This is a genomic window from Desulfuromonas sp. DDH964, assembly GCF_001611275.1.
Taxonomy (GTDB): Bacteria; Desulfobacterota; Desulfuromonadia; order Desulfuromonadales; family DDH964; genus DDH964.
This window is the reverse complement of record NZ_CP015080.1, coordinates 1322089-1334903: the sequence shown is the minus strand read 5'-3', so window position 1 is coordinate 1334903 and position 12815 is coordinate 1322089. Positions and strand designations below refer to the sequence as shown.

The 12815-nt window shown below is 63.8% G+C and carries 13 protein-coding genes; 3 read left to right on the top strand and 10 right to left on the bottom strand.

The window, feature by feature from the left end; genetic code table 11:
- Window positions 1–60 precede the first annotated feature (60 nt).
- The 3 genes from ylqF (at window position 61) to DBW_RS06075 (ending at window position 2659) form a co-directional block, all read left to right on the top strand.
- Entirely contained in the window at window positions 61–936 is an 876-nt protein-coding gene (ylqF, locus tag DBW_RS06085; RefSeq protein ID WP_066725728.1) for a ribosome biogenesis GTPase YlqF, read from the top strand.
- Complete coding sequence (locus DBW_RS06080; protein WP_066725725.1) at window positions 917–1285, top strand: YkgJ family cysteine cluster protein; 369 nt, start codon at window positions 917–919, stop codon at window positions 1283–1285. The genes ylqF and DBW_RS06080 overlap by 20 nt, the downstream gene beginning before the upstream one ends.
- A gap of 141 nt (window positions 1286–1426) precedes the next feature.
- On the top strand, window positions 1427–2659 hold the full coding sequence (locus tag DBW_RS06075; RefSeq protein ID WP_066725723.1) for a RelA/SpoT domain-containing protein: 1233 nt from the start codon (window positions 1427–1429) through the stop codon (window positions 2657–2659).
- Between the two features lie 105 nt (window positions 2660–2764).
- Here DBW_RS06075 and ltrA read toward each other — a convergent pair whose 3' ends face one another.
- The 10 genes from ltrA to acpS form a co-directional block, all read right to left on the bottom strand.
- Window positions 2765–4168: a group II intron reverse transcriptase/maturase gene (ltrA, locus tag DBW_RS06070; protein ID WP_066724184.1), complete on the bottom strand. Its 1404-nt coding sequence runs from the start codon at window positions 4166–4168 to the stop codon at window positions 2765–2767.
- A gap of 529 nt (window positions 4169–4697) precedes the next feature.
- Window positions 4698–4853: a hypothetical protein gene (locus DBW_RS18430; RefSeq protein ID WP_157471794.1), complete on the bottom strand. Its 156-nt coding sequence runs from the start codon at window positions 4851–4853 to the stop codon at window positions 4698–4700.
- Between the two features lie 162 nt (window positions 4854–5015).
- A complete protein-coding gene (locus DBW_RS06065) occupies window positions 5016–5495 on the bottom strand; it encodes a ComEA family DNA-binding protein (protein WP_231875392.1) in 480 nt (159 codons plus the stop codon).
- Between the two features lie 76 nt (window positions 5496–5571).
- Window positions 5572–7152 carry a citramalate synthase gene (cimA, locus tag DBW_RS06060; RefSeq protein WP_066725712.1) on the bottom strand — a complete coding sequence of 527 codons (1581 nt, stop codon included), beginning with the start codon at window positions 7150–7152 and terminating at the stop codon, window positions 5572–5574.
- A gap of 92 nt (window positions 7153–7244) precedes the next feature.
- On the bottom strand, window positions 7245–8477 hold the full coding sequence (locus tag DBW_RS06055) for an aspartate kinase (RefSeq protein ID WP_066725711.1): 1233 nt from the start codon (window positions 8475–8477) through the stop codon (window positions 7245–7247).
- Between the two features lie 54 nt (window positions 8478–8531).
- Entirely contained in the window at window positions 8532–9938 is a 1407-nt protein-coding gene (gene lpdA / locus DBW_RS06050; RefSeq protein ID WP_066725709.1) for a dihydrolipoyl dehydrogenase, read from the bottom strand.
- Window positions 9935–10426 carry a tRNA (adenosine(37)-N6)-threonylcarbamoyltransferase complex ATPase subunit type 1 TsaE gene (tsaE, locus tag DBW_RS06045; RefSeq protein WP_082820206.1) on the bottom strand — a complete coding sequence of 164 codons (492 nt, stop codon included), beginning with the start codon at window positions 10424–10426 and terminating at the stop codon, window positions 9935–9937. The genes lpdA and tsaE overlap by 4 nt, the downstream gene beginning before the upstream one ends.
- 3 nt (window positions 10427–10429) lie before the next feature.
- Window positions 10430–10879: a CBS domain-containing protein gene (locus tag DBW_RS06040; RefSeq protein ID WP_066725707.1), complete on the bottom strand. Its 450-nt coding sequence runs from the start codon at window positions 10877–10879 to the stop codon at window positions 10430–10432.
- Window positions 10880–12433, bottom strand: coding sequence for a bifunctional ADP-dependent NAD(P)H-hydrate dehydratase/NAD(P)H-hydrate epimerase (locus DBW_RS06035; protein ID WP_066725704.1), 1554 nt, complete (start codon window positions 12431–12433; stop codon window positions 10880–10882). It lies immediately after the preceding gene.
- Window positions 12430–12813 (bottom strand): holo-ACP synthase, encoded by a 384-nt coding sequence (gene acpS / locus DBW_RS06030; RefSeq protein WP_066725701.1) that lies wholly within the window; start codon window positions 12811–12813, stop codon window positions 12430–12432. The genes DBW_RS06035 and acpS overlap by 4 nt, the downstream gene beginning before the upstream one ends.
- Between the last annotated feature and the right edge of the window lie 2 nt (window positions 12814–12815).

Genomic DNA, 12815 nt, shown 5'->3' with positions numbered 1-12815 from the left:
GTGCTACAAAGGGCGGGCAGTGCGCTGCGGCAGACAGCCCCGAAGGGACAACGAGCAACCATGGCGATCGAATGGTACCCCGGACATATGGCAAAGGCGCGGCGCGAGATTGCCGAGGCCGTCAAGTCCTGCGATCTGATTATCGAGATCGTCGATGCCCGCCTCCCGGCGGCGAGCGCCAACCCGCTGCTGACCCAGCTGCGCGGCACCAAGCCCTGCATCAAGGTGCTCAACAAGCAGGACCTCGCCGACCCCGAAATCACCCGCGAATGGGTGCGGCATCTCGAAGCGTCTGCCGGCGTTCGCGGCCTGCCGCTGGAAGCGAAGTCGCGCCTCAGCGCCGGGCAGATCACCAAGCTCTGCCGCCGGCTCGTCCCCCATCGCTGCAAGCCGGGCAAATCGTTGCGCGCCCTTATTGTCGGCATCCCCAACGTCGGCAAATCGACGTTGATCAACACCCTCGCCGGGCGTTCGATCGCCCGGGTCGGCGACCGCCCGGCCATCACCACCTGCCAGCAGCAGATCGACCTGCGCAACGGCATCCTCCTCTTCGACACCCCGGGCCTGCTTTGGCCCGACATGCGCAACCAGCTCGCCGCCTACCGCCTCGCCACCAGCGGCGCCATCGGTGCCAACGCCTACGATTCGAGGGATGTCGGCCTGTTTGCCGCCGCCTTCCTCGCCGAGCGGTATCCCGAACGCCTGCTCGCACGCTACAGGCTGGAGACGCTCCCCCCCTCCCCCATTGAGCTGCTGACCGAAATCGGCCGGCGCCGCGGCTGCCTCGTCGGTGGCGGCGAAGTCGACCTGCAACGCGCCGCCGAGCTGCTGCTGCGGGAGCTGCGGGCCGGCACCCTGGGGCCGATCAGCCTTGAGCGTCCCGGCGAAGAGGAGCTGCCGGTGGAGCTGGAAGCGGATGCCGAGAACGGGCTTTAACTGCCGCCGCTGCGGCCACTGCTGCCGCAGCCTGGTCGATGCCTACCGCGGCTGTGTCAGTGATGCCGACTTGGAGCGCTGGCGCCGGCAGCAGCGTGACGACCTCCTGATGCGCGTCCAGACCCTCGACCTCGGCCCCGGCAACCAGCTCCACCTCGCCTGGTTCGACCCCGCCACCGGTGACGAGGTGGAAGCCTGCCCCTGGCTGCTGACGGCACCAGACTCCGCTGAGGTTCTCTGCGGCATCAACCGCATCAAGCCCGATCATTGCCGGGACTTCCCGGAAGATCGCGGCCATGCCACCGCTACCGGCTGTCCCGGCTACCGGCCCCTTCCCCGCAAAAGCTGATCCTGCCAGCGGCTTCGGCCGCAACTGACAACCCGCCAGGACTCTGTTAAGCTTGCATCGGGCCAATGCTCCTCCCATGCTCGACCGCATTCATTCCAGTCGTACCGGACGTTTTCCCCTGTTTTCCCAGGCCAGGACGCCATGCCCCGTCGTGCTGAAAAACCCTTCACCCCTCCCGACCGGTCGAAAATCCGCGAGCTCTATTCTGCGGCGCTTCCCGCCTGGGAGGAGGCCCTGCAGCTCCTCGCAGTTCGGGTGCGCCACCTGCTTGAAAAGAACGGCCTGACACCGACCATCAAGCAGCGGGTGAAAGGATTTGACGCCTACCATGAAAAACTTCAGCGCAGCGCCCGCAAGCGCCAGGGCCCCCCGACCATCACCGACTTCTTCGGGTTGCGCATCATCTGTCCCTTCCTCGAAGATGTCACCATGATCGAGACTTTGCTGCGCAAGGAGTTCGTGGTCGTCGAAACTGAGCGCAAGGCGGCGGGACATTCCTTTCGCGAGTTCGGCTACGATTCGGTTCACCTGCTGGTCCGTTGCGATGAAGAGGGCTCGGCCCCGCTCCCGCCCCATACCCGCCGGGTCGCCGAAATCCAGTTGCGGACCATCCTGCAGGACGCCTGGGCCGAAGTCGAACACGAGCTGGTCTACAAATCCTCCCTCGCCTGGCCCAATGAATCGATCCGCCGCAAGCTCGCCGCCCTCAATGCCACGCTGACCCTTTCCGACATCACCTTCCAGGAAATCCGCGATTACCAGAGCAGCGTCCGCCGCCTCAACCATAAACGCCGCAACGCCCTGGAGCAGGCCCTGGCCCTGCCGGTCCTGGTAAATCCGGAGGAGGAGACGGCTTCCGCGAGGGAAGAGCCGTCATCCTTCCTTCCGGCCCTGGGGAGCCCCCTGGAGAAGGCGATGCTCAAGGCGCTCGAGGCGCACAGCCACCAGCAGTTTGAACGGGCGGTGGAGCTCTATGGCGACATCCTGTCGATGCACCTCGCCCGGCCAATTCGCGCCCTGATCTACAATCACCGGGGGATGGCGCTCTTCGCCCTCGGGCGCCAGCGGGAGGCGCTGCGCGACTTCACCAGGGCGATCGATTATGACCCCGGCAATCTGCGTGCCCTCTGCAATCGCGGCCTGGTCTACCGCCTTGAGCAGCGCCATGCCCGGGCCCTGGAGGACTTTGACCAGGCGGTCGGCATCGACCCGTCGGCCATTGACGCCCTGCTTGGCCGGGCCCAGCTCTACCTCGAAATGCGCTTTCCCGACCGCGCTCTCATCGATTGCCGGCGCGCTCTTGAGATCGCACCGCAGCTGAGCGCAGCACTCGCCCTCGAAGAGAAGATCCGCCGTCAGTTTTTCACCGGCTGAGAAATCACGCCCGCCCCCCTGCGCCAGCCGCCAGATCGGGTAGGAGGCGGGGTCGCCCCCGCCGTCCTCCCACACCACCGTGCGTACGGTTCCGTACACGGCGGTTCACAAGGCGCTCTGAAAGCGGCGGTGCTGATCGGTCAAGCGGATCAACCCCAAGTAGCGAAAGAAGGATGTCGGATACGCTTCATTCATGTGCGAGGCCCCTGAGTTCCACCAGGGGCCTCGCCCGTTCGTGGCCGATTTCCACGCCCGGGCTTCCGGCAATCCCCGCTGCATCAACCTCTTGGCCCGGGTATAGGGGCGCTTCCACTGTCGCCATAGAATGCAGCGCAGCTTCCGCCGCAGCCATTTGTCCAGTTCTTCGAAGATGCCTTTGACCTCCGCCAGGCGGAAGTAAGAGGCCCACCCCCGTAGCTTCGGGGTGATTTCTTTGATGACCTGAGCGAGACTGCGTCCCCTGCCCCGTCGGCAGACCTTCCTGAGTCCGGCCTTGAACCGCTTCACTCTCGACTCCGCCACTTTGAGGCGGGGTTTCTTGTGAAAGGTCATGCTGTAACCCAGAAAGACCCTTTTCCAAGGACGGTCGACGGCGCTTTTGGCGACGTTGACCTTGAGTGCCAGCCGCTCCTCCAGGAACCGGGTGAGACTGGCCATGACCCTTTGGCCGCTGCGCCTGGTCTGCACGTAAATGTTGCAGTCGTCGGCGTAGCGGCAGAAGGCGTGACCGCGCCTCTCCAGTTCCTTGTCGAACGCGTCGAGCAGGATGTTCGACAGAAGAGGTGAGAGGGGACCACCCTGCGGCGTCCCTTCCACCCTCTGCGACACAAGCCCGCCTTCGAGCACTCCGGCTTGCAGGTACCGCCGGATGAGCAGCAATACCCGCTTGTCTTCGACCTTACGGGCGACCCGCGACATGAGGATGTCGTGGTTCACCCGGTCGAAGAACTTCTCCAGGTCGATATCGACCACCCAGCGCTTGCCGTCGGCCACATGCCGACGGGCGGCTCTAACCGCCTGCCAGGCACTCCGTCCGGGACGATACCCGTAGGAGCTCTCGGAGAAGTCCGGATCGAATAGCGGCGTCAGCACCTGATGCAGCGCCTGCTGAATGAGCCGATCGCACACCGTGGGGATTCCCAGGGTGCGCACTCCCCCGTCGGGCTTCTCGATTTCCACCTTCCGCACCGGCTGGGGGCGATACGTCCCATTCAGCAACTCTTCCCTGATGGTCGGCCACTTCTCCTTGAGAAAACCGCGAAGCTCGCCCGTCGTCATCTCGTCGATGCCGGGGGCGCCCTTGTTGGCTTCCACCCGCTCTAAGGCCGCCATCATGTTCGGGCGGCTGACGACGTCTTCCATCAGCCCCCTTTCCGCTTTCGTCCAGGAAGGGTCTCTCGTTGCCGTGACGTTTGACGCACCGCTCCCATGCTCTGGCGGCTTCCGGCCGCTGCCCTCCGGGACGGCTCCCGGTATCTCGACCGGGACTTCTGCTGCTCTTGTCGTCATCGAAACGCGAGTCTCCTGAAACGACGCCTCGTGTTCGGCCCTTTGCCGGGTGGTTACTCCGGCTACTACGGCCTCTGCTGACTTCTGCCGGCCCGTCCCGACACCTTACGGTGACGGTAGCACGAGGCAGACCGACAGATCTCCCAGGGTAATGCGCGTGACCTTCCTCCCATCTACCCGCCGCATCTACAGCCCCACCCTCCCGGATGGCTATCGGGCTTTGAAGATATTGGCCTTCTCGCCCGGATGAGACTGCCTCATGCGGTTTCTGTTCGTCGGACCGGGATTTTGCCTGCGGCTTCCTTCAGATTCCACCTCGCGATGGACACCCTTGCCGTCCGGCTAGCGGTTCCCGCCATCAGGGTCCGCAGGGGACTTGCACCCCCAAGTCACTGATTCACCACCACAGTGAATCAGACAGCGCCAGTCAAGGCGCTACGCGCCATGCCTGGCGCACCAAGACGAAAAAAGGCCGGAACGTCATCGTTCCGGCCTTGGTAGGTTTTTAAGGTTAGGGACCCTTGGTGGACTAGCCGAGGAAGAGGTTGTGGTGACGCGCACGATTGGCGAGGATTGTGGGGTCGAGAACTTCCCCGCAGGCACAACATTTCCAGGCGTCGAAAGAGCGAACGAAATCGTAATACTTTTCGGCGTACATGCGGCCTCTGCACTTGGGACATTTCATGGTGGTACCCCCTTGTCATGTGATGAATTACGAATTGCTTAAGGCAGTTATTACCATTTACACAAGACGTGCCAGCTCATGACAAAAAAGGACCAATAGACTCCTTAATACCTGGAATTCATGGAAATTCCTTCTATTTTTCAATAACTTTCCCGGCCGTAATTATTTCCCGAAAAAGGCGCTCCAGGCTTCCAGGCGTCCCTTTCCAACGCCTGGAACCCGCAACAGCCCCAAAATCGACCCGAATTCGCCATTTTCTTGACGGTCGAGGTCGATACGTTGCGCCAGCGTCGCCCCGATTCCCGGCAGAACCTCCCAATCACTCCGTTCCATCCGGTCGGGATGCAAGGGGATGCCGAGCGCCAGACGTTGCCCTGCCGGTATCCATGAGACCAGAATATCGCGAATCTGCCCATTTTCCACCACCAGGTCGAGGGCGGAACCGGTGACGAGGGGTTGTTCCAGACAGGGATCCTTCAACAGCAGGCGGTCTGCCGCCATATCCGTCATAATAATGGCGTCTTTCAGGGTCATAGCGTCAGAAAATTGATGAATGCCGGGCACAGGGAAGGAGGGGCCGAACATTAAAATGGTGGCGGCAACAACGCAAGGAGCCGGCGGCGCCGGGCTTGTGCCCAGCAACGACCGGCTCCACTCCACGCCCAGTCCGGCGAGGAGAACCACGACCAGCAGCGTCGTCCCTGCCCGGTACCTCACCTCATTCAGTCTCGGCTTCCTGGTCCTTGACCAGTTTGTAGAGGAGGGCATCGATCAGGGCATGGTAGGAGGCATCGATGATATTGTCCGACACCCCGACCGTGCCCCAGCGGGAGTTTTTATCTCCCGACTCGATCAATACGCGGGTCACCGAGGCGGTCCCCTTCCCCGCCGGCAGCACCCGCACCTTGTAATCGACCAGCTTCATTTCCCGGAGCTGGGGATAAAAATTCTCCAGGGCCTTGCGCAGAGCGTGATCGAGGGCGTTGACCGGGCCGTTTCCTTCGGCGGCGGTGTGCTCGATCTTGCCACCGACCTTGACCTGGATCGTTGCTTCAGAGGTCGGCTTGTCATCTTCGTGGCGCTTGGTGTCGATGACACGAAAGCCGATCACCGCGAAGTAATGGCGCAGGGTGCCGAGGGCGCGGCGCATCAGCAGCTCGAAGGAGGCCTCGGCCCCTTCGAACTGATACCCCTTGTTCTCCATCTCCTTGATCTCTTCGAGAATCTCCAGGGTCACCGGATCCTTGGAGTCGAGATTGAGATTGAACTGCTCAGCCTTGGCGAGGATATTGGAGCGCCCCGAGAGATCGGAGATCAGAACCCGGGTAACGTTGCCGACCTTCTCCGGGCGGATGTGTTCGTAGGTTTCGGGGTGGCGCTGGATCGCCGAGACGTGAACGCCCCCCTTGTGCGCGAAGGCCGAATTGCCGACGTAGGCCTGGTGTTTGTCGGGGACCAGGTTGGCCAGTTCAAAGATGTAGCGGGAGACCTCGCGCAACCGCTGCAGTTGGCCGTCGCTGATGCAGTCGCGGCCAAGCTTGAGCTTGAGGGCGGGGATGATCGAACAGAGGTTGGCATTGCCGCAGCGTTCGCCGAAACCGTTGATCGTCCCCTGCACATGCACGATACCGTGATGCACCGCGACCAGGGTGTTGGCCACCGCGCACTCACCGTCGTTATGGGTGTGGATGCCGAGGGGGGTGCCGATCCGCGCCTTGACCGCCTCGATGATCGCCGCCACCTCGTAGGGCATGGTTCCGCCGTTGGTGTCGCAGAGGGTGATGCAGTCGACCCCGGCGGACTGGGCTGCTTCGAGGGTCTGCAGGGCGTACTCGGGGTTTGCCTTGTAGCCGTCGAAAAAATGCTCAGCGTCGTAGATCACCTCCGGCACATGCTGCTTGAGGTAGGCAAGGGAGTCGTTGATCAGCTCGAGATTCTCTTCGAGGCTGATACGCAGGGCCTCGTGGACATGGAAGTCCCAGGTCTTGCCGAAAATGGTGACGGCATCGGGCTCGGCCGCGATCAGGGTCCGGATATTGTTATCCTTGGCCGGGGTCGTCTTGGCGCGCCGGGTTGAACCGAAGGCGGCGATCTTGGCCTGGTTCAGCTTCACCTTGCGGATATCCTTGAAGAAAGCGATGTCCTTGGGGTTGGACCCGGGCCAGCCGCCCTCGATGTAGTGAATGCCGAGCTCATCGAGCTTCTGGGCGATCCGCACCTTGTCCTGGACCAGAAACGAAATATCTTCGGCCTGGGTTCCGTCCCGCAACGTCGTATCGTACAGCTTGATCAGGCTCATCGCGTCTTCCTCCTCATAGGGATAAGGGCGACCACGAGGATCGCCCCTATGCCTTCCGCGCCATTCGTCACCGGGAGTGCCCGGCGCCGGGACTACTCCGCCTTGACATCCTTCTTGGCCAGCCCAAAAGCTTCATGCAGCACGCGCACCGCCAGCTCGGTATACTTGGCGTCGATGACGCAGCTGACCTTGATCTCGCTGGTAGAGATCATCTGGATATTGATCCCCTCCTGGGAGAGGGTCTGGAACATCTTGCTGGCAATGCCCGAATGCGAGCGCATGCCGACACCGACGATGGAAACCTTGGAGATCGCCTCGTCGGTACGGACCGAACCGGCACCGACCTCCCTGGCCGTCTCTTCGACGATCTTCAGCGCCTTCTTGAAATCGGTTTTGGGGACGGTAAAAGTCAGGTCGGTGAACCCCTCGTGGGAGACGTTCTGGATAATCATATCGACGGTGATGTTGGCGTGGGAGAGCGGCGTGAAGAGCTGGGAGGCGATCCCCGGCTTGTCGGGCACGCGCAGCACCGAAATCTTCGCTTCATCCTTGTTGTAGCTGATCCCCGAAACCAGAACGGTTTCCATATCGGCATCCTCCTTCGTCACCAGGGTCCCTGGATTATCGTTGAAACTCGAACGGACATGGACAACCACGCCGTATTTCTTGGCAAATTCGACACTGCGGATCTGCAACACTTTGGAGCCGAGGGAGGCGAGTTCGAGCATCTCGTCGTAGCTGATCTTCTCCAGCTTGGACGCCTCGGTGACGATCCGCGGATCGGTGGTGTAGATGCCGTCAACATCGGTGAAGATCTCGCAGACGTCGGCCTTGAGGGCGGCCGCCACCGCTACCGCCGAAGTATCGGAGCCGCCGCGACCGAGGGTCGTGATGCTCCCTTCATGGTCGATCCCCTGGAAACCGGCGACGACGACGATATTGCCGTTCTTCAGATCTTCGCGGATCTTCTTGTCTTCGATCTTCTCGATGCGCGCCTTGGAGAAGGCGCTGTCGGTGTGCATCGGAATCTGCCAGCCGCAGTAGCTCTTGGCCTTGTAGCCCATCGCCTGCAACGCCATCGCCAGCAGCCCGATCGTCACCTGCTCCCCGGTCGAGACGACGACGTCATACTCGCGCTCGCTGGGGAACTCACAGACCTCGTTGACCAGGGCGACCAGCTTGTTGGTCTCCCCGGACATCGCCGAGACAATGACCACGACGTCGTTGCCGTCATCGTAGGTCTTGGCCACGCGCCGGGCCACGTTCCGGATCCGGTCGATGGTACCGACCGATGTCCCACCATACTTTTGGACAACCAGGGCCATAATTACCCTATCCTCCTTCGCTGCTGAAAAGCGGCCGAAGCCGCGGGGTGTCGATCACTCTTTCCGTTCGCTGCGCCGCCGGCCAACCTTGTGCACCGCCAGCCCCTCGCAGTCCTCCGCTGCCTCCCGCACCAGTTCGGGGAGGGTCGGATGGGCATGGATAACGGCCGCCAGCTGCAGCGGGGTGAGGCGTTGCTGCATCGCCAGGGCGACCTCGGCGATCAGCGTCGACGCCTCCTCCCCGACAGCGGCGGCGCCCAGGATCTCGCCGCCGTCCGCGGCGGCAACCACCTTGAACAGGCCGCGCGGTTCACCATCGCAAAGAGCCTTGCTCGAGGCCTGGTAGGCGAAACGCCCGACCTCCACCGCCACCCCCTGCTCCTTGCATTCGGCTTCGGTCAGACCGACCTGGCCGACTTCCGGGAGGGTGAAAATAGCGCTCGGCACGACCCGGTAATCGGCCCGCGCATCGCCCCCCAGGGCGTTGGTGACAGCGATTTCCCCCTGATAGGAGGCGACATGGGCAAGCTGGATGATATTGGTGACGTCACCGATGGCGTAGATCCCGTCAACCGAAGTCCGCATCCGCTCATCGACCTTCACCGCCCCCCGCTCGAGTTCGACGCCGGCCTCCTCGAGCCCGAGGCCGGAGCTGTTCGGCACCCGGCCGACCGCCACCAGGACCTTGTCGACGGTGAGGGTTTCTCCACCGGAGAGCCCCGCGACCACCGTCTCGCCGCGCACCTCAAGACTCTCCACCGCCGTCTTGGTGCGCACCTCGATGCCGAGTTCCTTGAACGACTTCTCGACCTCGCGCACCACCTGGCGGTCGCTGCGGGCGAGAAGTTCCGGGAGCTGTTCGACTACCGTCACCTGGCTGCCGAGGGCGGCAAAAATCGAGGCAAATTCGCAGCCGATGTAGCCGCCACCAATAATCAGCAAGCGGCCGGGAAGCTCCTTAATAGCAAGAATTTCCCGGCTGGTCAAAATATTTTTCCCGTCGATCGCCAGGGCCTTCGGTCGTGCCGGAAGGGAGCCGCTGGCGACGATAATCTGCTTTGCCCGGATATGCCCGACGACCCCCTTGCTGCGGATTCGCAAGCGCCCGGGCCCCTCGATGGAGGCACTGCCATGGAAGAGATCGACCTTGTTCGCCTTGAGGAGCTGCTCCACCCCCCCGACCAGTTTTTCGACCACGCTTTCCTTGCGCGCGGCGGCGGTCCCGTAGTCGAAGCTCACCTCGCCACAGGAGATCCCGTGGAGGGCGGCGCCGGCCAGCCGCTGCCGCAGCAACGCCGTTGCGAAGAGGGCCTTGGTCGGGATGCAGCCGTGATTGAGGCAGGTGCCGCCTACCCGTTCCTGCTCGACCAGGCAGACGCAGGCCCCCTGCTGGGCGGCGCGAATCGCGGCGACATAGCCGCCGGGGCCGCCGCCGATGATGGCAATATCGAACTCGGTCATGGCGCCACTCCTCTCTGGTCACAGCCCGCCGCAAGGTCGTCCAGCAGCGCGCTGGCTGCCGGGCTGTGGGCGGTAAAGGTCAAAATACGCCGCTCGCCGGAGGCGTGCGAAAGGGCAACATGCAATCCCGGCCGATCGGGGGGGAGTGCCAAGGCCGCCCACTCGACCACGATGACCCCCGGCGCCGCGGCGTACTCCTCGAAACCGATCGCATCGAGGTCGTCGGCACCGGCCAGGCGGTAGAGATCGAAATGGTACAGGTCGAGGCGCCCGCGATAATGGTTCATCAGGGTGTAGGTCGGGCTGGTCACCGCTTCGTCGGCGGCAATGCCGAGCCCTGCCGCCAGTCCCTGGGTCAGGCAGGTCTTGCCGCTCCCCAGTTCACCGTCGAGAAAGATCGCCAGATCCTCCCGCAGCAAGGCGCCGAGGCGGACCCCGAGCGCCCGGGTCGCTGCCGGGCTGTCACTGGTGAACTGCCAGCGCTGCAAGGTTCAGCGGCCCATGCTGCGGACGATATCGAGGCGGCTGACGACCCCGACGACTTTCCCGCCGGCAAGGACGGGGACGAGGTGGGCCTTCTGTTCGCTCATCAACTCGGCAATCTCCGCCACCGTCGTCTCCGGCGTGCAGGTCACCACCTCACGGCGACAGATATCGGCGACCTTGCGCGCGGTGATGCGTTCCACTTCGCTGCGGAACTTCTTTTCGCTCTCCAGATAGAGAACCCAGTCGAAAAGGGCAATCACCGTCGGAATATGCAGCGGCCGGTCCAGTTCGACCAGGTCACTCTGGCTGACGATGCCGACCAACTCCCCGCCCTTATCGATCACCGGCATGGCATTGACGTTGGTGGCGACAAACTGGCGCGCCAAATCCTCAATTCCGGTCTCCGGGGTGACCGAGTGAACGGCGGTGGTCATGATGTCCTGGGCTGTAAGCATTCATGTCTCCTGTTGGGTGAGGGCAAAGCGGGCAGCGGGAAGTTCCCGCAACAGGTCGGAGGCGAGCAGTCCGGCCATCCCCTGGCGGGCAGCCAGTCGATCACCGGCAAGACCGTGCAGGAAGACTCCGAGCACTGCCGCGTCAGATGCCTGCATCCCCTGGGCCAGCAGGGCCCCGAGAAGGCCGGTGAGGAGGTCCCCCATGCCGCCACTCGCCATTCCCGGATTGCCGCTGGCATTGATGCGCAGCTGTCCATCCGGGCAGGCGACGATGGTCCGGGCCCCTTTCAGGACCAGCACCACGCGGTGCTGCTGGGCAAAGTTGCGGGCGACGTTGACGCGATCGCTCTCGACATCCCGCACCGTCCCACCGATCAGCCGGGCCATTTCCCCCGGATGGGGGGTGAGGATGGTGGCGGCCTCGCGCCGGGCGAGGGGTTCGAGATGACCGGCCAGAGCATTGAGTCCGTCGGCATCGAGGACGAGGGGCAACGGGCATTCGGCCACCAGGGCGCGGACCAGGGCAGCCGTTTCCGGAGCCTGACCGAGGCCGGGCCCAAGCGCCAGCGCCTCCTTGCCGGCGGCAAGGTCGCGCAGCAGCGCCTGCGCCTGCAGGCCGATCCCGCCGCCGCTCTCCGGCAGGGCGGCCGTCATCACCTCGGTCAGCATGCCCGCCATGGTCGCCCGTTCACTGGCCGCGGTCGCAAGGGTCACCAGACCGGCGCCGCCGCGCATCCCCGCTGCCGCAGTCAGGGCCGCGGCACCCGATTTGCCGGTGGAGCCGGCCACGACCAGCAGGTGGCCGAAGGTCCCCTTGTGCCCGGCCACCGGCCGCGCCGGCAACAGCCGCGCCGCTTCCCGGCGGTCGACCAGGACCAGGGCATCGGGAACCTGGGCAAGGAGTCCCCGCGGCATGCCGATATCGGCCACTTCCAGGTCCCCGACCAGGGCGGTCCCGGGGTGGAGCATTTGGCCAAGCTTGGCGCAGGCGAAAGTGACCGTCAGCGTGGCATGGACCGCGACGCCATGAACCCGGCCACTGTCGGCGTCGAGGCCGGAAGGGATATCGACGGCCAGAACCGGCAGGCCACTGCCATTGACCCAGTCGATCGCCTGCCGGAAAATACCATCGACATCACTGCCGAGACCGGTTCCGAGCAGGGCGTCAATGACCAGCTGCGGGGCGCTGCGGCCGAGGGCCTCGGTCAGATCAGCGGCCTCCGGCACGAAACGGACGACCGCATCACTGCGCAGCAGAATTTCGAGATTGATGGCAGCATCGCCACCAATGGCGTCCCGAGGGGCAAGGACCAGGGTCTCGACCTGCCAGCCGCGATTGGCGAGATGGCGGGCAATCACATAGCCATCGCCGCCATTGTTCCCCTTCCCGCACAATACCAGCACCGGCCCCGGAAATGCCGCGGCAAAACGGCGGTCGGCATGCTCCGCAGCCGCCCGCCCGGCGTTCTCCATCAGCACCACCCCGGGAAGGGCGAATTCCTCGATCGCCCGGCGATCGAGGTCGCGCATCTGGCGGGCGGTAAGCAGCTTCATGAGGTCTCCAGAATAACATTGGCGACAGCATAGTCGCCGTCGTGGCTGTAGGAGAGGTGGACTGCAGAGATCTGGCGCTCGGCAATCAGCTCCGCCGCGCGCCCCCTGAATTTCAGTTGCGGCTGGCCGAGGGGGCCGCGCACCACCTCCATGTCCTGCCAGGAAAGCCCGTCCCGCAAGCCAAGCCCCAGCGCCTTGAGAAAGGCTTCCTTGGCGGCGAAACGGGCGGCCAGGTGCGGCGAGGGGTCCTTCTGGCGCAGGCAATAGGCCCGCTCATCGAGGCTGAACAGGCGTTCGATCACCCCGTTCTTGCCCGCATCCAGCAGGCGCCGGAAGCGGCTGCTGCGCGCCAGATCGGTCCCGAGCCCGACCACCGCCACCG

What these genes read in the sequence shown, in the direction of transcription:
- DBW_RS18430 (WP_157471794.1), bottom strand. Translation starts at nt 4,853, where the DNA reads ATGAAATGTCCCAAGTGCAGAGGCCGCATGTACGCCGAAAAGTATTAC.
- ltrA (WP_066724184.1), bottom strand. Translation starts at nt 4,168, where the DNA reads ATGACGACAAGAGCAGCAGAAGTCCCGGTCGAGATACCGGGAGCCGTC.
- ylqF (WP_066725728.1), top strand. Translation starts at nt 61, where the DNA reads ATGGCGATCGAATGGTACCCCGGACATATGGCAAAGGCGCGGCGCGAG.
- DBW_RS06035 (WP_066725704.1), bottom strand. Translation starts at nt 12,433, where the DNA reads ATGAAGCTGCTTACCGCCCGCCAGATGCGCGACCTCGATCGCCGGGCG.
- DBW_RS06075 (WP_066725723.1), top strand. Translation starts at nt 1,427, where the DNA reads ATGCCCCGTCGTGCTGAAAAACCCTTCACCCCTCCCGACCGGTCGAAA.
- cimA (WP_066725712.1), bottom strand. Translation starts at nt 7,152, where the DNA reads ATGAGCCTGATCAAGCTGTACGATACGACGTTGCGGGACGGAACCCAG.
- lpdA (WP_066725709.1), bottom strand. Translation starts at nt 9,938, where the DNA reads ATGACCGAGTTCGATATTGCCATCATCGGCGGCGGCCCCGGCGGCTAT.
- DBW_RS06080 (WP_066725725.1), top strand. Translation starts at nt 917, where the DNA reads ATGCCGAGAACGGGCTTTAACTGCCGCCGCTGCGGCCACTGCTGCCGC.
- DBW_RS06040 (WP_066725707.1), bottom strand. Translation starts at nt 10,879, where the DNA reads ATGCTTACAGCCCAGGACATCATGACCACCGCCGTTCACTCGGTCACC.
- DBW_RS06055 (WP_066725711.1), bottom strand. Translation starts at nt 8,477, where the DNA reads ATGGCCCTGGTTGTCCAAAAGTATGGTGGGACATCGGTCGGTACCATC.